Annotated in this window: 17 protein-coding genes; 1 reads left to right on the top strand and 16 read right to left on the bottom strand. The window is 55.0% G+C overall.

The annotated features are described in order from the left end of the window. The 10 genes from rpmC to rpsJ form a co-directional block, all read right to left on the bottom strand. The gene (rpmC, locus tag BTJ40_RS02730; RefSeq protein WP_020411392.1) at window positions 1-192 is read right to left on the bottom strand and encodes a 50S ribosomal protein L29; all 192 of its coding nucleotides are present in this window, start codon (window positions 190-192) and stop codon (window positions 1-3) included. Next, window positions 192-605 (bottom strand): 50S ribosomal protein L16, encoded by a 414-nt coding sequence (rplP, locus tag BTJ40_RS02725; RefSeq protein ID WP_108731659.1) that lies wholly within the window; start codon window positions 603-605, stop codon window positions 192-194. Before rplP ends, rpmC begins: the two co-directional genes overlap by 1 nt. 11 nt (window positions 606-616) lie before the next feature. Then, window positions 617-1,297 (bottom strand): 30S ribosomal protein S3, encoded by a 681-nt coding sequence (rpsC, locus tag BTJ40_RS02720; protein ID WP_108731658.1) that lies wholly within the window; start codon window positions 1,295-1,297, stop codon window positions 617-619. Between the two features lie 19 nt (window positions 1,298-1,316). Beyond that, complete coding sequence (gene rplV, locus BTJ40_RS02715; protein ID WP_020411389.1) at window positions 1,317-1,649, bottom strand: 50S ribosomal protein L22; 333 nt, start codon at window positions 1,647-1,649, stop codon at window positions 1,317-1,319. A gap of 15 nt (window positions 1,650-1,664) precedes the next feature. Further along, window positions 1,665-1,943 carry a 30S ribosomal protein S19 gene (gene rpsS, locus BTJ40_RS02710; RefSeq protein ID WP_020411388.1) on the bottom strand — a complete coding sequence of 93 codons (279 nt, stop codon included), beginning with the start codon at window positions 1,941-1,943 and terminating at the stop codon, window positions 1,665-1,667. Between the two features lie 37 nt (window positions 1,944-1,980). Continuing rightward, entirely contained in the window at window positions 1,981-2,805 is an 825-nt protein-coding gene (gene rplB / locus BTJ40_RS02705; RefSeq protein ID WP_108731657.1) for a 50S ribosomal protein L2, read from the bottom strand. Window positions 2,806-2,819: 14 nt separating this feature from the next. Then, window positions 2,820-3,116, bottom strand: a complete 297-nt coding sequence (gene rplW, locus BTJ40_RS02700) for a 50S ribosomal protein L23 (protein WP_108731656.1) — start codon at window positions 3,114-3,116, stop codon at window positions 2,820-2,822. Then, entirely contained in the window at window positions 3,113-3,727 is a 615-nt protein-coding gene (gene rplD, locus BTJ40_RS02695) for a 50S ribosomal protein L4 (protein ID WP_108731655.1), read from the bottom strand. The genes rplW and rplD overlap by 4 nt, the downstream gene beginning before the upstream one ends. Window positions 3,728-3,745: 18 nt before the next feature. Further along, window positions 3,746-4,381 (bottom strand): 50S ribosomal protein L3, encoded by a 636-nt coding sequence (gene rplC / locus BTJ40_RS02690; RefSeq protein ID WP_108731654.1) that lies wholly within the window; start codon window positions 4,379-4,381, stop codon window positions 3,746-3,748. A 109-nt stretch (window positions 4,382-4,490) separates the two neighbouring features. Beyond that, window positions 4,491-4,802 carry a 30S ribosomal protein S10 gene (gene rpsJ / locus BTJ40_RS02685; protein ID WP_010133849.1) on the bottom strand — a complete coding sequence of 104 codons (312 nt, stop codon included), beginning with the start codon at window positions 4,800-4,802 and terminating at the stop codon, window positions 4,491-4,493. A gap of 174 nt (window positions 4,803-4,976) precedes the next feature. Between rpsJ and BTJ40_RS02680 the strand changes: the two genes are divergently transcribed. After that, a complete protein-coding gene (locus tag BTJ40_RS02680) occupies window positions 4,977-5,453 on the top strand; it encodes an aminoacyl-tRNA deacylase (protein ID WP_238152113.1) in 477 nt (158 codons plus the stop codon). 187 nt (window positions 5,454-5,640) lie between these two features. Here the strand turns inward: BTJ40_RS02680 and tuf are convergent, their stop codons facing one another. The 6 genes from tuf to rpoB all read right to left on the bottom strand — a co-directional run bounded on the left by tuf (window position 5,641) and on the right by rpoB (window position 18,751). Continuing rightward, entirely contained in the window at window positions 5,641-6,834 is a 1,194-nt protein-coding gene (gene tuf / locus BTJ40_RS02675) for an elongation factor Tu (protein ID WP_108731642.1), read from the bottom strand. A 76-nt stretch (window positions 6,835-6,910) separates the two neighbouring features. After that, window positions 6,911-9,016 (bottom strand): elongation factor G, encoded by a 2,106-nt coding sequence (gene fusA, locus BTJ40_RS02670; protein WP_108731653.1) that lies wholly within the window; start codon window positions 9,014-9,016, stop codon window positions 6,911-6,913. Between the two features lie 90 nt (window positions 9,017-9,106). After that, window positions 9,107-9,577: a 30S ribosomal protein S7 gene (gene rpsG / locus BTJ40_RS02665; RefSeq protein WP_108731652.1), complete on the bottom strand. Its 471-nt coding sequence runs from the start codon at window positions 9,575-9,577 to the stop codon at window positions 9,107-9,109. 110 nt (window positions 9,578-9,687) lie between these two features. Next, window positions 9,688-10,062: a 30S ribosomal protein S12 gene (rpsL, locus tag BTJ40_RS02660; protein WP_108731651.1), complete on the bottom strand. Its 375-nt coding sequence runs from the start codon at window positions 10,060-10,062 to the stop codon at window positions 9,688-9,690. A 250-nt stretch (window positions 10,063-10,312) separates the two neighbouring features. Next, a complete protein-coding gene (gene rpoC / locus BTJ40_RS02655) occupies window positions 10,313-14,542 on the bottom strand; it encodes a DNA-directed RNA polymerase subunit beta' (RefSeq protein WP_108731650.1) in 4,230 nt (1,409 codons plus the stop codon). 135 nt (window positions 14,543-14,677) lie between these two features. After that, window positions 14,678-18,751 (bottom strand): DNA-directed RNA polymerase subunit beta, encoded by a 4,074-nt coding sequence (rpoB, locus tag BTJ40_RS02650; RefSeq protein ID WP_108731649.1) that lies wholly within the window; start codon window positions 18,749-18,751, stop codon window positions 14,678-14,680. Window positions 18,752-19,043: the final 292 nt, after the last annotated feature.

Raw genomic sequence — 19,043 nt, 5'->3', positions numbered from 1 at the left:
TTAATTACCTGCCTTCTCGGTCAACACAGTCTTTATGCGAGCAATGTCGCGACGAGTCTGCTTCAGCAGATGAGTCTGAGCCAGTTGACCGGTGGATTTTTGCATACGAAGCTTAAATTGAGCTTCGAGCTGGTTCAGCAGTTCCTGGTTCAGCTCTTCAACTGACTTTTCGCGTAGATCTGCAGTCTTCATTACATCACCGAACGCTTAACGAAAGTTGTTTTTACAGGCAGCTTGGCCGCAGCTAGTGCGAAAGCCTCACGAGCCAGCTCCTCGGACACACCCTCCATCTCATAGAGGACTTTGCCCGGCTGGATCTGAGCTACCCAGTATTCAACGCCACCTTTACCTTTACCCATTCGAACTTCGAGGGGCTTGTTGGTAATTGGCTTGTCCGGAAACACACGAATCCAGATTTTACCGCCACGTTTAATGTGACGAGTCATTGCGCGACGAGCCGCTTCGATCTGGCGCGCAGTAATGCGACCGCGACCGATAGCCTTAAGGCCAAACTCGCCAAAGCTCACTTTAGAGCCGCGCTGAGAAAGACCGCGGTTGCGACCCTTCTGTACCTTGCGGAATTTTGTACGCTTTGGTTGCAGCATCTGCGTACCCCTTATTTAGCAGCTTTCTTGCGGCTCTTTGCCGGCTTCTCATCGGGCACTTCGTCACCGATAACTTCGCCTTTAAAGATCCACACCTTGATACCGATGATGCCGTAAGTAGTCATCGCTTCAGCAGTGGCGTAGTCGATGTTCGCGCGCAGGGTATGCAGGGGCACACGACCTTCGCGATACCATTCGGTACGTGCGATTTCAGCACCACCGAGACGGCCACTTACTTGAATCTTGATACCTTCGGCACCCTGACGCATAGCGTTCTGTACGGCACGCTTCATAGCGCGACGGAACATAACACGGCGTTCCAGCTGCTGGGCAACGTTCTGGCCAACCAGAGCCGCGTCCATATCAGGCTTGCGCACTTCTTCGATGTCGATGTGCACAGGTACGCCCATCTGCGCGCTAACTTCTTTGCGCAGACGTTCTACGTCTTCACCTTTTTTACCGATCACGATGCCCGGACGTGCAGTGTGAATCTTCACACGTGCAGTGTTTGCCGGACGTTCGATCTCGATACGGCTCACAGAAGCGTGGGCCAGTTTTTTGCGAATGTATTCGCGAACTTTCAGATCCGTGTACAGCTTGTCTGCGTACTCGTCGCTGCCGGCATACCAAACAGAGGTATGCTTTTTAACGATACCCAGACGAATGCCGGTAGGATGTACTTTTTGTCCCATGGTTTTCTCGCCTGCTCTGTTATTTCTCGGCTACTTTCACAGTGATGTGACAAGTACGCTTAAGAATGCGATCGGCACGACCTTTAGCACGCGGTTTAATGCGCTTCATGGTCATACCTTCGTCCACAAAAATTGTGGAAACTTTCAGCTCGTCAACGTCAGCACCTTCGTTGTGCTCAGCGTTAGCAATGGCTGATTCCAGTACTTTCTTAACGATCGCCGCACCCTTTTTATTGCTAAATGCAAGAATATCCAGGGCTTCTTCAACGCCTTTGCCGCGAACCTGATCAGCTACCAGTCGCGCCTTTTGCGCCGATAGACGTGCGCCGCGTAATTTTGCTGCTACTTCCATCTTTTTAACCTCGGCTTAGCGCTTCTTCGCTTTCTTGTCCGCAGCATGACCGCGGTAAGTGCGGGTAGCAGCGAACTCGCCCAGTTTATGGCCAACCATTTCTTCGTTAACCAAAACGGGCACGTGTTGACGACCGTTGTGTACGGCAATCGTCAGTCCAACCATTTCCGGCATAATCATGGAACGGCGGGACCAGGTTTTAATCGGTCGACGATCGTTTGCTTCAATCGCCGCCTCCACCTTCTTGATCAAATGCAGATCAATAAAGGGACCTTTCTTTAATGAGCGTGGCACTGTCGATTCCTCTCTAGCTGCTCAGACATCGCGCGGCTTACTTGCCGCGACGACGTACTATCATCTTATCGGTGCGCTTGTTCTTGCGCGTTTTCTTACCCTTGGTCGGAACGCCCCACGGAGTAACCGGATGACGACCACCAGAGGTACGGCCTTCACCACCACCGTGCGGGTGATCTACCGGGTTCATCGCCACACCGCGAACGGTAGGACGAACACCACGCCAGCGTGCAGCACCAGCTTTACCCAGCTTGCGCAGGCTGTGCTCGGAGTTGCTCACTTCACCCAGGGTTGCGCGGCACTCAGCGAGAACCTTGCGCATTTCGCCGGAACGCAGACGAATGGTCGCATACTGACCTTCACGAGCTACCAGCTGCACAGAGGCACCAGCAGAACGGGCCAGCTGAGCGCCTTTGCCTGGCTTCAGCTCGATCGCGTGGATTACAGAACCTACCGGAACGTTGCGCAGAGGCAGAGTGTTACCCACAACAATCGGTGCGGCATCGCCGGACTGAATGGTGGCACCTGCTTTCAGGCCTTTCGGTGCGATAATGTAACGACGCTCACCGTCGGCGTAACACACCAGAGCGATGTGTGCGCTGCGGTTGGGATCGTACTCCAGACGCTCAACTTTAGCCGGGATACCGTCTTTGTTGCGCTTGAAGTCGATTACACGGTAGTGCTGCTTGTGACCACCACCGATGTGACGGGTAGTGATACGACCATTGTTGTTACGGCCACCACTTTTGCTCTTGCTCTCCAACAGAGGAGCGTAAGGAGCACCCTTGTGCAGGTCGGTGTTAACAACCTTAACCAGGTGACGACGGCCGGCGGAGGTCGGTTTTGTTTTTACAATTGCCATTGTAACGGTCCCCTTTACTCAGCAGCTTCAAAATTGATGTCGCTGCCCTCAGCCAGGCGAACGTAGGCTTTTTTCCAGTCGCTGCGCTGGCCCATGCCGTGGCGAGTGCGCTTGGTTTTGCCTTTTACGTTCACGGTGCGAACCTGCTCAACGGAAACGTTAAACAGCTTCTCAACCGCAGCCTTGATCTCAGCTTTTTCGGCGTCGGTGGAAACCTTGAAAACTACCTGGTTGGCGCTATCGGCCAGCACAGCAGCTTTTTCGGAAATTACCGGGCCCAGCAGTACTTTGTAGAGTCGCTCTTGGTTCATCCCAGCACCTCTTCAATTTTCTTGAGCGCAGAAACGGTAACCACGACCTTATTAAAGCGAATCAGGCTTACTGGATCGATCGCCTGTACATCACGGACGTCGATCTTGTGCAAGTTGCGTGCGGCCAGGTAGAGGTTTTCACTAACCTCTTCAGTCACGATCAGCGCATCGGACAGGTCGAACTGAGCCAGTTTGCTTACCAGCTGCTTGGTCTTGGGCGCGTCCACATCGAAGGACTCAACCACTACCAGGCGCTCCTGACGAGCCAGCTCAGACAGAATGCAACGCAGTGCAGCGCGGTACATTTTTTTGTTCAGCTTAACGCTGTGATCGCGCGGATCAGCGGCGAAGGTTACGCCACCGGAACGCCACAGCGGGCTGCGGATAGTACCGGCACGTGCGCGGCCAGTACCTTTTTGGCGCCATGGCTTCTTACCACCACCAGAAACATCGGAACGATTTTTCTGCGCCTTGGTACCCTGGCGAGCGCCGGCCATGTAGGCCACAACTGCCTGGTGTACCAGATCTTGGTTGAACTCACGTCCGAAAGTCACTTCAGAGACAGCTACTGTGCCTTTAGCGCCTTCGGGAGTAGCGATATTCAGTTCCATATCTATTTCCCCTCAGACTTAGGCTTTAACTGCCGGACGAACGATAACGTTGCCACCGGGTGCACCGGGTACAGCGCCTTTAACCAACAGCAGGTTGCGTTCGGCATCGACACGAACCACTTCCAGGTTTTGCACGGTTACGCGCTCAGCACCCATGTGTCCGGCCATCTTCTTGCCTTTCCATACGCGGCCAGGAGTCTGACATTGACCGATAGAACCGGGTGCGCGGTGAGACAGGGAGTTACCGTGGGTTGCGTCCTGGGTGCGGAAATTCCAACGCTTAACGCCGCCCTGGAAGCCTTTACCTTTGGAAGTGCCGGTTACGTCGATCATCTGGCCAGCTTCGAAGCTGGAAACAGTAATTTCAGAACCGATTTCGAAAGTCTCTTCAGAACCGTCAGTGCGCAGTTCGAAAAGATTTGTGCCAGCCTCTACATTGGCTTTGGCGAAGTGGCCCGCTGCGGGCTTGGAGACACGGGAAGCTTTGCGGCTGCCTACTGCTACTTGAACAGCACTGTAACCGTCAGTTTCCTGAGTTTTCACTTGGGTGACGCGATTCGGAGCAACCTCAACAACGGTTACCGGAATGGATACGCCATCTTCAGTGAAGATGCGAGTCATGCCGCTCTTGCGGCCGACAATACCTATAGTCATCTTTTTAACCTCTCAGTGCACGGGGCTTTAACCCACTGCGGCCGCCCAATTTCAGAGCGTTACACTACCCGGACCGTTTTCGCCCGGGATTCGGTAGTTAGTAAAAGTGTTAGCCGAGACTAATTTGGACCTCAACACCGGCCGCCAGATCGAGCTTCATCAGCGCGTCGACGGTTTTCTCGGTAGGCTCAACGATGTCCAGCAAACGCTTGTGAGTACGGATCTCATACTGATCGCGAGCGTCTTTATTAACGTGCGGGGAAATCAGTACGGTGTACTTCTCTTTGCGAGTCGGCAGCGGGATAGGACCGCGAACTTGTGCGCCAGTGCGCTTAGCCGTCTCTACGATCTCCTGAGTGGACGCGTCGATCAGCTTGTGATCGAAAGCCTTCAGGCGAATACGGATACGTTGACCCTGCATGGAATCAAACTCCAATTATTAACTAAAGAACGTCCTCTTACGCAGCCCCGAGGGCGGGCGAAAAGGAGCGCGAATTCTACGGGGAGCACAGCAGGCTGTCAACTGTACAGGCTGATCAAATTTCAATCTGCTGAAACTACAATTGAGTACCCTAGGCGGAACGAGGTATCCACAATGACTATCGCCGCAACACTGAGTCAATATTTGAATGACCAATCGGTCGATTACCACCTGATTCAGCATCCACACACCCGCACAAGCCGGGAAAGCGCCCGCGCTGCCCACGTGCGCGAAGATCAAGTGGCAAAAGCGATTTTGCTCCAGGATATTGAGGGCTACGTAATGGCTGTAATCCCAGCCAGCAGTAGCCTCGATATGCGCTCACTTCACAATGAAACGGGGCGAAACTCACTGCAAATGGTCTCGGAAACCGAACTCGGCGCCATATTCCCAGACTGCGAACTGGGCGCCCTACCCGCCCTCGGACAGGCTTACGGCATTACTACCCTGCTAGACGCCAGTCTTGGACACCGTGAAACCATCTACTTTGAGGCCGGTGACCACGAAGAGCTGGTTGAGATGAGCGGCGCCCAATTCGCCAAGCTGTTTGCGGGCAGCAGAAGCTGTGATTTGAGCCGGGATTGGCCATAGATTTTTAGATCAAAAGCAAATATTGGCGGCCGCAGATACGCCGGGAAGGACTCAATATTGAGCCGTCAGCAGAGAGGGATGACACTCGCGGCCAAACAATACCATTTAGTGTGAGTGGGTGATTACTGGGCATAAAAAAAGCCGCAGCGCGTCCGCTGCGGCTTTTTATTTAGATCGGGAGTAACTATTACTCGATGATCTTAGCAACAACGCCCGCACCTACGGTACGACCACCTTCGCGGATAGCGAAGCGCAGGCCGTCTTCCATGGCGATCGGAGCGATCAGGGTAACAACCATTTGAATGTTGTCGCCCGGCATTACCATTTCAGTACCTTCCGGCAGCTCTACCGCACCAGTTACGTCGGTAGTACGGAAGTAGAACTGAGGACGGTAGCCTTTGAAGAACGGGGTGTGACGACCACCTTCATCCTTGGACAGTACATACACTTCCGCTTCGAACTTGGTGTGCGGAGTGATGGAGCCCGGCTTAGCCAGTACCTGACCACGCTCTACTTCGTCACGCTTGGTGCCGCGCAGCAGTGCGCCGATGTTCTCACCAGCACGACCTTCGTCGAGCAGCTTGCGGAACATTTCAACACCAGTACAGGTAGTAGTGGTGGTTTCTTTGATACCAACGATTTCGATCTCGTCGCCAGTGTTGATCACACCGCGCTCTACACGACCAGTTACAACAGTACCACGGCCAGAGATAGAGAATACGTCTTCGATCGGCATCAGGAACGGCTGATCTACAGCGCGCTCTGGCTCAGGGATGTACTCGTCCAGAGTCTCTACCAGCTTCTTAACAGCGGTAGTACCCATTTCGTTGTCGTCTTCGCCGTTCAGGGCCATCAGAGCGGAACCAACGATGATCGGAGTGTCGTCACCTGGGAACTCGTACTGGTCCAGAAGTTCGCGAACTTCCATTTCTACCAGCTCGAGCAGCTCTTCGTCGTCTACCATGTCCGCTTTGTTCAGGAATACAACGATGTAAGGTACACCTACCTGACGGGAAAGCAGGATGTGCTCACGAGTCTGCGGCATGGGGCCGTCAGCTGCGGAACATACCAGGATAGCGCCGTCCATCTGAGCAGCACCGGTGATCATGTTCTTAACGTAGTCGGCGTGTCCCGGGCAATCTACGTGAGCGTAGTGGCGAGTCGGGGACTCGTACTCAACGTGAGAAGTAGCGATGGTGATACCGCGCTCACGCTCTTCCGGTGCATTGTCGATACCGTCGAAAGCAACAGCGTCACCGCCCCAAACTTCCGCACATACGCGGGTCAGAGCAGCGGTCAGGGTGGTTTTACCGTGGTCAACGTGACCGATGGTGCCCACGTTCACGTGGGGCTTGGAACGTTCAAACTTTTCTTTTGCCATCTTTAGATGTCCTCTAGCTAAAAGTTTGCCAAAGGGGCCCCAGCTGTTGGCCCGACCCCCTTTGAGCAGAAGTTAATTAGGCCTTGGTCTTGGCGATGATCTCATCGGCAACATTTTTCGGCGCTTCGGCGTACTTCAGGAACTCCATGGTGTAGGTAGCACGGCCCTGAGTAGCAGAACGCAGGTCGGTTGCGTAACCGAACATTTCTGCCAGAGGTACTTCCGCGTTTACAACCTTACCGGAGGGGTTGTCTTCCATACCCTGGATGAGGCCACGGCGACGGTTGAGATCGCCAACCACGTCACCCATGTTCTCTTCCGGAGTTACGACTTCCACCTTCATCATCGGCTCAAGCAGAACCGCACCGCCCTGACTGGACAGCTTTTTGGTCGCCATAGAACCGGCGATCTTAAACGCCATTTCATTAGAGTCCACATCGTGGAAGGAACCGTCGTACAGAGTCGCCTTCAGGCCTAGCAGCGGGTAGCCAGCCAGAACACCGTTCTTCATCTGCTCTTCGATACCTTTCTGTACCGCAGGGATGTATTCCTTCGGTACCGCACCACCCACGATTTCGTTAACGAATTCCAGACCTTCCTGAGACTCGTCTTCGGCGGGCTCAAACTTCACCCATACGTGACCGTACTGACCGCGACCACCGGACTGACGAACGAACTTACCTTCGATCTCAGAGGTGTTGCGGATAGTTTCACGGTAGGCAACCTGAGGCTTACCGATGTTTGCTTCAACGTTGAATTCACGCTTCATGCGGTCAACGATGATATCCAGGTGCAATTCACCCATACCGGAGATAATGGTCTGACCGGTTTCTTCGTCAGTCTTCACGCGGAAGGACGGGTCTTCCTGGGCCAGTTTGCCGAGGGCAATACCCATTTTTTCCTGGTCCGGCTTGGACTTGGGCTCAACCGCAACAGAGATTACCGGCTCCGGGAATTCCATACGCTCCAGAACAATCTTGTTGTCTTCGGAGCACAGGGTGTCACCAGTGGTTACGTCTTTCAGACCAATCGCAGCAGCGATGTCACCAGCCAGTACTTCTTTAATTTCCTGACGATCGTTGGAGTGCATCTGCACCATACGACCGACACGCTCTTTCTTCATTTTTACGGAGTTGTATACCGCAGTACCGCTCTCCAGCTTACCGGAGTAAACACGGAAGAAAGTCAGGGTACCAACGAAGGGGTCGGTAGCAATTTTGAACGCCAGTGCAGCGAACGGCGCATTGTCGTCAGCTTCACGGCTCTCAACAGTTTCGCCATCTTCCAGAGTACCTTCGATCGCCTTAACTTCAGTCGGCGCCGGCAGGTATTCGATAACTGCGTCCAGTACAGCCTGTACGCCCTTATTCTTGAACGCAGAACCGCCCAGAACCGGTACAATTTCGTTGGCCAGGGTACGCTGACGGATAGCTGCCTTGATTTCTTCTTCGGACAGCTCACCTTCTTCCAGGTATTTTTCCATCAGCTCTTCGCTGGCTTCAGCGGCCGCTTCTACCAGGTACTCGCGCATTTCGTCGCACTCGTCCTGCAGCTCTGCGGGAATGTCAGCGTAGTCGAAAGTCATGCCCTGGTCGGCTTCATTCCACAGAATGGCCTTCATCTTCACCAGGTCAACAACACCCTTGAACTCATCCTCAGAGCCAATAGTCATCTGCAGAGGTACAGCGTTCGCGTTCAAGCGATCTTTCAGCTGGCTCACAACGTTGCGGAAGTTCGCACCGGCGCGGTCCATTTTGTTTACGAATACCATGCGCGGTACTTCGTATTTGTTTGCCTGGCGCCATACGGTTTCAGTCTGGGGCTGAACACCAGAGGAACCACACAGTACAACAACAGCACCGTCGAGTACGCGCAGGGAGCGTTCAACTTCAATAGTGAAGTCAACGTGTCCCGGGGTATCGATGATGTTTACACGGTGCTGGTCGAACTGCTGCTGCATGCCAGACCAGAAACAGGTAGTCGCAGCAGAAGTAATGGTGATACCACGCTCCTGCTCTTGCTCCATCCAGTCCATGGTGGCAGCACCTTCGTGTACTTCACCAATTTTGTGGGATAGACCAGTGTAGAAAAGTACGCGCTCGGTAGTGGTGGTTTTACCGGCGTCTACGTGGGCACAGATACCGATGTTACGGTAACGTGCGATAGGCGTTTTACGTGCCACAGTTGTATCCTCGATATAACGGCAAAAGGCAGCCTGGAAATTTCCGTGCTGCCTTTCGGTATTAATTTCCGATGTTGGTATTCATCAGACTTAGAAGCGGTAGTGAGAGAACGCCTTGTTGGCTTCCGCCATACGGTGTACATCTTCACGCTTCTTGACCGCGCCACCCTTGTTCTGGGCTGCGTCGATCATCTCGTTGGCCAGACGCTGGGCCATAGACTTCTCGCCGCGCTTACGGGAGAACTCTACCAACCAACGCATCGCCAGAGCCATACGGCGCGAGGGGCGCACTTCTACAGGCACCTGGTAGGTCGCACCACCAACACGGCGGGATTTAACTTCCACCATAGGCGCGATATTTTCCAAAGACTCTTCAAATACTTCGATCGGGTCTTTGTTCAATTTTTCAGAAACAGTCTCAAGGGCACCGTATACGATACGCTCTGCAACTGACTTCTTGCCGCTGATCATGACGTGGTTCATGAACTTGGCCAGGGTGACGTTCCCGAACTTGGGATCGGGTAGTACTTCGCGCTTGGCGACTACTCGTCTTCTCGGCATGGGTATTGCCTCTCTTCAGGGTTATTCTGAGACGCCGCCGTAAAACCTTACAATCCGGCGAGCTCAGCCTTACTCCGGTTGGAAACCGAAACGCAAATCGTTAAAGGTGATTAACCTTTAGGTCGCTTGGCGCCGTACTTAGAACGGCCCTGCTTGCGATCGTTTACGCCGGCACAGTCAAGTGCACCGCGTACAGTGTGGTAGCGCACACCCGGCAGGTCTTTTACACGACCGCCGCGAATCAGTACCACGCTGTGCTCTTGCAGGTTGTGGCCTTCACCACCGATGTACGAAGTTACTTCGTAACCGCTGGTCAGACGCACACGGCAAACCTTACGCAGTGCAGAGTTCGGCTTCTTCGGTGTAGTGGTGTACACACGAGTGCAAACTCCGCGACGCTGCGGGCTGGCCTGCAGAGCAGGAACGTCGCTTTTTTCAACTTTGCGTTTTCTCGGCTTACGAACCAACTGGTTGATCGTTGCCATTAAAAATCACTCCAAAAATAAAATGCCCCCACCTCTAACAGTGAGGGCCTATCGTCTGTGTGTATCGTCCGATCCTGGGATCAAACGGAACACCCCACATAAGCGGGGGCCGCATTCTATAAGCGACAACCCGCCTAGTCAATCGGCGACGGAAGTAAGTGCTTACATCACAGACAGTCGCCAATATCAGATCGGGCACCGAAGTGCCCCAACCTATCCCACTCCATCAGCAGATAGAGTGGGATACGCCTTATTCGCCTGAGGACTTCAGTGCCTCAGTCAGAGCCGCTTCAACCTCAGCTGCGGAAGGTCCTTCACCGAAGGCCTCTTCCAGCTGCAGGCTGCGCTTGCGCTTGCGCTCGCTGTGGTAAGCCAGACCGGTACCAGCCGGGATCAGGCGGCCCACAACCACGTTCTCTTTCAAGCCGCGCAGGTTGTCTTCCTTACCAGTTACCGCCGCTTCGGTCAGAACGCGGGTGGTTTCCTGGAACGAAGCCGCCGACAGGAAGGACTCAGTTGCCAGGGACGCTTTGGTAATACCCAGCAGCAGGCGTTCGAACTGAGCGGGCTGCTTGTTCTCGGCACGCAGCTGTTCGTTCTCTTCGATCACGCGCTGGTATTCAACCTGATCGCCCTTAATCAAGCTGGAATCACCCATCTCGGTGATTTCAACTTTACGCAGCATCTGACGCACGATGGTTTCGATGTGCTTATCGTTAATGCCTACACCCTGGAGGCGGTAAACCTCCTGGATCTCGTTGGTGATGTAGCGAGCCAGCTCTTCAACACCTTTCAGGCGCAGAATATCGTGCGGGTTGGACGGGCCGTCGGAGATAACCTCACCCTTCTCTACGGTTTCACCTTCGAACACGGTCAGCTGGCGGTGTTTTGGAATCAGAACCTCGTAGTGGTCCTTACCATTGGCCAGCGGCTTGCCGTCGCGTGGGGTAATCTGCAGACGAACCTTGCCTTTGGTCTCTTTACCGAAGGAAACGGTACCGGAGATTTCCGCCAGAATGGACGGCTCTTTCGGCTTACGCGCTTCAAACAGGTCGGCAACGCGGGGCAGACCACCAGTGATATCCTTGGTACCGCCGGATTCCTGCGGAATACGTGCGATTACGTCACCCACGTTCACCTGCTTACCTTCAGCCAGGCTGAGGATTGCACGCGGCGGCAAGGCGTAGTGCGCAGGCGCATTACTGTTAGCCAGAGTCAGCTCTTCGCCGTTCTCATCCAGCAGGGTTACAGCCGGGCGCAGATCTTTACCCGCTGCCGGGCGCTCTGCCGGATCGATAATCTCGATAGAAGACAGGCCAGTGATATCGTCGGTCTGCTTGCGAATGGAGAGCCCTTCTTCCATGCCGGACAGTTTCACCCAACCGGCAACCTCGGTGATGATCGGGTGGGTGTGCGGGTCCCACTTGGCCACGATCTGGCCACCGTCTACCTCAGCACCTTCGTAGACGCTGATCACAGCACCATAAGGCAGCTTGTAGCGCTCGCGCTCACGACCGGCACTGTCGGCAATAGCCAGTTCACCGGAACGGGATACGGCTACCAGAGTGCCGGCTTCGGTCTTAACCGTCTTAACATTGTGCAGACGTACGGTACCGCCCTGCTTCACCTGGATGCTGTCCGCAGCAGAGGCACGGCTTGCAGCACCACCGATGTGGAAGGTACGCATGGTCAGCTGTGTGCCCGGCTCACCGATGGACTGTGCGGCAACAACGCCCACAGACTCACCCGGGTTGGCGCGGTGGCCACGGGCCAGGTCGCGGCCGTAACACTGGGCACAGATACCGTGCGCAGTCTCACAGGTGATCGGGGAGCGAACCAGAACTTCATCGATGCCCATGGCTTCGATGCGCTCTACCCACTTCTCGTCGATCATAGTGCCGGCAGACACAGCGATTTCGTCACTGCCTGGCTTCAGTACATCGCGGGCCACTACACGGCCGAGGATACGGTCACCGAGAGATTCGATAACGTCACCGCCCTCGATTACCGGCGCCATGGTCAGACCGTCGTCGGTGCCACAATCCAGCTCGGTAATTACCACGTCCTGAGCCACGTCAACCAAACGACGGGTCAGGTAACCGGAGTTAGCGGTTTTCAGTGCGGTATCCGCCAGACCTTTACGAGCACCGTGGGTCGAGATGAAGTACTGCTGTACAGTCAGACCTTCACGGAAGTTTGCCGTAATGGCGTTCTCGATAATGGAGCCATCCGGACGGGCCATCAGACCACGCATACCAGCGAGCTGACGGATCTGCGCTTCAGAACCACGAGCACCGGAGTCGGCGTACATGTATACGGAGTTGAAGGAGTCCTGCTTGGTCTCGTTGCCCTCGCGGTCGATCACCTTCTCTTTCTTGATACCGGCCATCATCGCCTGGGTTACCTTGTCGTTGGTGCGGGACCAAACGTCGATAACCTTGTTGTACTTCTCACCCTGGGTTACCAGGCCGGAAGCAAACTGGCTTTCAATCTCTTTCACTTCCGCTTCAGCGGCATCGATCAGTTCAGCTTTTTCAGCCGGAATCTCAAAGTCGTTCACACCAATGGAGGAACCGGACTTGGTAGAGAAGTCGAAACCGGTGTACATCAGCTGGTCAGCAAAAATAACCGTCGCCTTCAGGCCTACCTTGCGGTAGCACTCGTTAAGGGCGCGGGAGATTGCCTTTTTCTTCATCGGCTGGTTGACGTGCGCAAACGGCAGGCCTTCCGGCACGATATTCCACAGCAGCGCGCGGCCTACAGTGGTGTCTTGAATGGAGATAGTCTCGTGCTTCTCACCGTCTTCGCCCACGATATTTTCGCGGATACGCACCTTGATCTTCGCTTGCAGACCAACCTGCTTGGCGTAGAAAGCGCGGCTCACTTCTTTGATATCGGAGAAGAACATACCTTCGCCTTTATCGTTAACGCGCTCGCGGGTCATCCAGTACAGACCCAGTACCACGTCCTGGGACGGTACGATGATCGGCTCACCGTTGGCAGGCGACAGGATGTTGTTGGTGGACATCATCAGCGCGCGGGATTCCAGCTGCGCTTCGATCGTCAGCGGTACGTGTACCGCCATCTGGTCACCATCGAAGTCGGCGTTATAGGCCGCACAAACCAGCGGGTGCAGCTGGATTGCCTTACCTTCAATCAGTACCGGTTCAAACGCCTGGATACCCAGACGGTGAAGGGTCGGTGCACGGTTAAGCAGTACCGGGTGCTCGCGGATCACTTCGTCGAGGATATCCCAAACGACGGCTTCCTCGCGCTCAACCATCTTCTTGGCAGCTTTGATCGTAGTGGCCAGGCCACGGGATTCCAGCTTGCCAAAGATAAACGGCTTAAACAGTTCCAGTGCCATCTTCTTGGGCAGACCACACTGGTGCAGACGCAGGGTCGGACCTACCACGATCACGGAACGACCGGAGTAGTCAACACGCTTACCCAGCAGGTTCTGACGGAAACGACCCTGCTTACCTTTAATCATGTCAGCCAGGGACTTCAGCGGGCGCTTGTTGGAGCCGGTGATGGCGCGACCGCGACGGCCGTTATCCAGCAGTGCGTCAACAGACTCCTGCAGCATGCGCTTTTCGTTGCGCACGATAATGTCCGGCGCGTTCAGCTCAAGCAGACGCTTCAGACGGTTGTTACGGTTGATCACACGACGGTAGAGGTCGTTCAGATCGGAGGTCGCAAAACGACCGCCATCCAGCGGTACCAGCGGACGCAGATCCGGCGGCAGAACCGGCAGAGCCTTCATCACCATCCACTCCGGGTTGTTGCCGGACTTGTAGAAGGCTTCCAGCAGCTTCAGGCGCTTGGACAGTTTCTTGATCTTGGTTTCGGAGTTGGTCGCCGGGATCTCTTCACGCAGGCGCTGGATTTCTGCGGGCAGCTCGATATCCGCCATCAGCTCCTGGATCGCCTCGGCACCCATTTTCGCTTCAAACTCGTCGGCGAACTCTTCCATCGCCTCAAAGTACTGCTCGTCATTCAGCAGCTGGCCGCGCTCCAGGGTAGTCATACCCGGCTCGGTAACCACGTAAGATTCGAAGTAAAGCACGCGCTCGATATCGCGCAGGGTCATGTCCAGCAGCAGGCCGATACGGGACGGCAGGGACTTCAGGAACCAGATGTGTGCAACCGGGCTGGCCAGCTCGATGTGACCCATGCGCTCACGGCGAACCTTGGCCTTGGTCACTTCAACGCCACACTTCTCACAGATAATGCCGCGATGCTTCATGCGCTTGTACTTACCGCACAGGCACTCGTAGTCTTTTACCGGGCCAAAGATCTTGGCACAGAACAAGCCTTCACGCTCAGGCTTGAAGGTACGGTAGTTGATGGTCTCCGGCTTTTTCACTTCGCCGTAGGACCAGGAGCGGATCATGTCCGGTGATGCCAGACCGATACGAATCGCATCAAACTCTTCCAGCTGCTCCTGGGACTTCACCAGATTTAATAAATCTTTCAAGGCCTTTCCTCCACTAGGGGGTAGTCAACCCGGCGCTCGTACTAGCCGCCGGGCTAGCCAGCTGCCCCACTGCTTCGAGGGGCGCTGGCACTTGTCTCATTTCACCTGCCAACAGGCTTCGGTACGGGTTCGGATTTACTCGTGCTCAAGCTCGAAGTTCATACCGAGAGAGCGGATTTCCTTAACCAGTACGTTGAAGGATTCCGGCATGCCCGGCTCCATACGGTGGTCGGAGTCCACGATGTTCTTGTACATCTTGGTACGACCTTCCACGTCATCGGATTTAACCGTGAGCATTTCCTGCAGGGTGTATGCAGCGCCGTAAGCTTCCAGCGCCCACACTTCCATCTCCCCGAAGCGCTGACCACCGAACTGGGCTTTACCACCCAGCGGCTGCTGGGTAACCAGGCTGTAGGAACCGGTAGAACGCGCGTGCATCTTGTCGTCTACCAAGTGGTTCAGCTTCAGCATGTACATGTAGCCCACAGTTACCGGACGCTCGAAAGCATCGCCGGTACGGCCGTCGTGCAGGGTGATCTGACCGGAATCCGGGATATCGGCAAGACGCAGCAGCTGCTTGATCTCACTTTCATCGGCACCGTCAAATACCGGGGTCGCCATAGGTACACCGCGACGCAGGTTTTGCGCCATGGTCATGACTTCCTCATCGGAGAACTCGTCGAGTTCTTCCTTGCGTCCGCCAGTGGAGTTGTAGACCTCTTCCAGGAATCCGCGCACCTTGGCGATTTCCTGCTGCTCCTTGATCATCTTGTCGACTTTAACGCCGAGGCCTTTAGCGGCCATGCCCAAGTGCATTTCCAGAACCTGACCAACGTTCATCCGCGAGGGAACGCCCAGCGGGTTCAGGACGATATCTACCGGCTCACCGTTTTGGTCATAAGGCATGTCCTCAACAGGCTTGATTACGGAGATAACACCCTTGTTACCGTGACGACCGGCCATCTTGTCGCCCGGCTGGATGCGGCGTTTGATCGCCAGGTAAACCTTGACGATTTTCAGCACGCCCGGAGCCAGATCATCGCCGGACTCCAGTTTCTTCTTCTTGTCTTCGAAGGCTTCGTCAAGCAGCTTGCGACGCTCTTTCAGCTGAGCTTCCGCTTTTTCCAGCTGGTCGTTCAGGCTGTCGTCTTCCATACGCAGCTTGAACCAGTCTTCGCGCGGCAGAGCGGTGAGGACTTCAGCGGTCATCTCATCGCCCTTCTTAACGCCCTTGCCACCGGCGGCCTTTTGGCCCAGCAGAGCTTGTTGCAGACGCTCGAAGGTCGCACCTTCTACAATGCGATATTCCTCGTTCAGATCCTTGCGGACCTCGTCCAGCTGTGACTTCTCAATATCGAGGGAGCGCTGGTCTTTCTGCAGGCCGTCGCGGGTAAATACCTGAACGTCGATCACTGTACCGCGAGTGCCACTGGGCGCGCGCAGAGAGGTGTCTTTAACGTCGGAAGCTTTCTCCCCGAAGATCGCGCGCAGCAGTTTTTCTTCCGGAGTCAGCTGGGCTTCGCCCTTCGGAGTGACCTTACCGACCAGGATATCGCCAGCGCCTACTTCTGCGCCGATGTATACGATGCCGGACTCGTCCAGCTTATTCAGCGCAGATTCGCCCACATTGGGAATATCCGCAGTAATTTCTTCACTGCCCAGCTTGGTATCACGGGCAATACAGGTCAGCTCCTGAATGTGAATAGTGGTGAAGCGGTCTTCCTGTACAACGCGTTCACTGATGAGGATGGAGTCCTCAAAGTTGTAACCATTCCAGGGCATAAATGCGATACGCATATTCTGGCCCAGAGCCAGCTCACCCAGGTCTACAGAGGGACCATCGGCGAGGATATCGCCACGGACTACACGATCGCCAGTATTAACGATCGGGCGCTGGTTGATACAGGTATTCTGGTTGGAGCGGATGTATTTGGTCAGGTTGTAGATATCCACACCTGCATCACCGGCTTCCACCTCAGCGTCGGCCACGCGAACAACCACACGGCTGGAGTCAACGCGCTCAATAATGCCGCCGCGCTTGGCAACCACACACACGCCGGAGTCGCGCGCTACAGTGCGCTCCATACCGGTGCCCACCAGCGGCTTTTCAGCGCGCAGGGTCGGTACCGCCTGACGTTGCATGTTCGATCCCATCAATGCACGGTTGGCGTCATCGTGCTCAAGGAATGGAATCATCGCCGCAGCTACGGAAACCACCTGCTTGGCGGAAACATCCATATACTGGATTTCGCCCGGTGCTTTCAGGGTAAATTCGCCCTGGTGACGCACGCTGATCAGGTCATCAACAAAGTTACCGTTGTCGTCTACTTCCGCAGACGCCTGGGCAATAATGAAGTTGGCTTCATTGATCGCGGACAGGTACGCAATTTCATCAGTTACCTTGCCGTCAACCACTTTGCGGTAGGCGCTCTCGAGGAAACCGTAATGGTTGGCGCGGGCGTAAGTAGCCAGGGAGTTAATCAGACCGATGTTCGGTCCTTCCGGCGTCTCAATCGGACATACGCGGCCGTAGTGAGTCGGGTGTACGTCGCGCACCTCAAAGCCAGCGCGCTCACGGGTCAAACCACCCGGGCCGAGGGCGGAAACACGACGCTTGTGAGTCACTTCCGACAGCGGGTTGTTCTGGTCCATAAACTGGGACAGCTGCGAGGAACCGAAGAATTCCTTCACGGCAGCGGCAACCGGCTTGGCATTGATCAGGTCCTGAGGCATCAGGCCTTCGGACTCCGCCATGGACAGACGCTCTTTAACAGCGCGCTCTACACGTACCAGACCAACGCGGAACTGGTTTTCAGCCATTTCGCCTACGGAACGCACGCGACGGTTACCCAGGTGATCGATATCGTCGACCATGCCCTGACCGTTGCGGATATCGATCAGAGTCTTCAGAACTTCGACGATATCTTCTTTACTCAGAGTGCCGGGGCCAGTCTCGTCTTCCCGACCCAGGCGACGGTTGAACTTCATGCGGCCAACAGCGGACAGGTCGTAACGCTCGTCGGTAAAGAACAAGTTCTCGAACAGCGCTTCTGCGGACTCCTTGGTGGGCGGTTCGCCCGGGCGCATCATACGGTAGATCTCTACCAGCGCTTCCAACACAGTGCGAGACGGCTCTGCACGCAGGGTGTCGGAGATAAACGGACCGCGATCCAGATCGTTGGTGTACAGCGTTTGGAAACTCTTAACGTTCAGTACACGCAGCTTGGCGATTACTTCATCAGTAATCTCGGTATTACAGTCGATCGCGATCTCACCGGTGGACTCATCGATGATGTCGTTCGCCAGTACACGGCCAAACAGGTACTCAAGCGGTGCTTCCAGCTTTTCTACGCCGGCCTTTTCCAACTGACGGATATGACGCGGGGTAATACGGCGACCCTCTTCGACAATCACCTTGCCCTGGCCGTCTTTGATGTCAAAAGAAGCAACATCACCGCGCAGGCGAGACGGAATCAGCTCCAGGCTGACACGGTCTTCCAACAGCTCAAAGGTGCTGGTCTCGAAGAACATTTCCAGCATTTCCTGGGAGGTGTAACCCAGGGCGCGCAGCAGAATAGTCGCAGGCAATTTACGGCGGCGGTCGATACGCACGAATACCAGGTCTTTCGGATCGAACTCGAAATCCAGCCATGAGCCACGGTAGGGGATGACACGCGCGGCGTACAACAGCTTACCGGAAGAGTGAGTCTTGCCTTTGTCGTGATCGAAGAATACACCCGGGGAACGGTGCAGCTGGGATACGATAACACGCTCGGTACCATTGATTACGAAGGTACCGTTGTCGGTCATGAGCGGAATCTCGCCCATGTAGACTTCCTGCTCTTTAATGTCCTTAATGGACTTATTCGCAGATTCTTTATCGTAAATAATCAGACGCACGCGCACGCGCAGCGGACATGCATAGGTAACGCCGCGCAGGGTACATTCCTTAACGTCAAAAGCGGGCTTACCCAGCGTATAACTTACGTACTCCAGGGCGGCATTGCCGGAATAGCTGACAATCGGAAATACAGATTTAAACGCCGCTTGCAGGCCAACGTCCATACGGTCGTCGGGGCGCTTGTCGGCCTGTGTAAAGTTGCGATAAGAATCGAGCTGTATCGCAAGCAGAAAGGGCACATCCATGACCTTAGGCAGTTTGCCAAAATCCTTGCGGATACGTTTTTTCTCAGTATATGAGTAAGCCATTCAAATTCCCCAGCTTGATCAGTGACAAGACTTCGTGGGACTCCGGTCCAGAGCCCCTCCGGGCGAGAAGCCTCTGGTCAGTGCAACTTGCCTGCACTGACCAGAAACCTCTCCGCTTGCTTTCGGGTAGCGCTACTGCGCTATGGTTAAATGAGGTTTGCCACGGTTTTTAAATCCCGCCGGCACCGGTAAAAACCTCAGTACCGCAAACGGCAAAAAGGCCGGCGGACAAAATCCACCAGCCTTACCGCTACCCGCCGCTTTACGCGACAGCTAGCGGGAGACGCAAGAA

Origin of the sequence: Microbulbifer sp. A4B17, from assembly GCF_003076275.1 — a bacterium.
Lineage (GTDB): Bacteria > Pseudomonadota > Gammaproteobacteria > Pseudomonadales > Cellvibrionaceae > Microbulbifer.
Note: the sequence above shows the minus strand (reverse complement) of the source record. Positions and strands in the feature narration are given on the sequence as shown.

Excerpts from the sequence above, each read along its gene's own strand:
- rplW (WP_108731656.1), bottom strand. The coding sequence starts at position 3,116 with ATGAACCAAGAGCGACTCTACAAAGTACTGCTGGGCCCGGTAATTTCC.
- rpmC (WP_020411392.1), bottom strand. The coding sequence starts at position 192 with ATGAAGACTGCAGATCTACGCGAAAAGTCAGTTGAAGAGCTGAACCAG.
- rpsJ (WP_010133849.1), bottom strand. The coding sequence starts at position 4,802 with ATGCAGGGTCAACGTATCCGTATTCGCCTGAAGGCTTTCGATCACAAG.
- rpsL (WP_108731651.1), bottom strand. The coding sequence starts at position 10,062 with ATGGCAACGATCAACCAGTTGGTTCGTAAGCCGAGAAAACGCAAAGTT.
- rplC (WP_108731654.1), bottom strand. The coding sequence starts at position 4,381 with ATGACTATAGGTATTGTCGGCCGCAAGAGCGGCATGACTCGCATCTTC.
- rplP (WP_108731659.1), bottom strand. The coding sequence starts at position 605 with ATGCTGCAACCAAAGCGTACAAAATTCCGCAAGGTACAGAAGGGTCGC.
- rplB (WP_108731657.1), bottom strand. The coding sequence starts at position 2,805 with ATGGCAATTGTAAAAACAAAACCGACCTCCGCCGGCCGTCGTCACCTG.
- rplV (WP_020411389.1), bottom strand. The coding sequence starts at position 1,649 with ATGGAAGTAGCAGCAAAATTACGCGGCGCACGTCTATCGGCGCAAAAG.
- rpsG (WP_108731652.1), bottom strand. The coding sequence starts at position 9,577 with ATGCCGAGAAGACGAGTAGTCGCCAAGCGCGAAGTACTACCCGATCCC.
- BTJ40_RS02680 (WP_238152113.1), top strand. The coding sequence starts at position 4,977 with ATGACTATCGCCGCAACACTGAGTCAATATTTGAATGACCAATCGGTC.
- rplD (WP_108731655.1), bottom strand. The coding sequence starts at position 3,727 with ATGGAACTGAATATCGCTACTCCCGAAGGCGCTAAAGGCACAGTAGCT.
- tuf (WP_108731642.1), bottom strand. The coding sequence starts at position 6,834 with ATGGCAAAAGAAAAGTTTGAACGTTCCAAGCCCCACGTGAACGTGGGC.
- rpsC (WP_108731658.1), bottom strand. The coding sequence starts at position 1,297 with ATGGGACAAAAAGTACATCCTACCGGCATTCGTCTGGGTATCGTTAAA.
- rpoB (WP_108731649.1), bottom strand. The coding sequence starts at position 18,751 with ATGGCTTACTCATATACTGAGAAAAAACGTATCCGCAAGGATTTTGGC.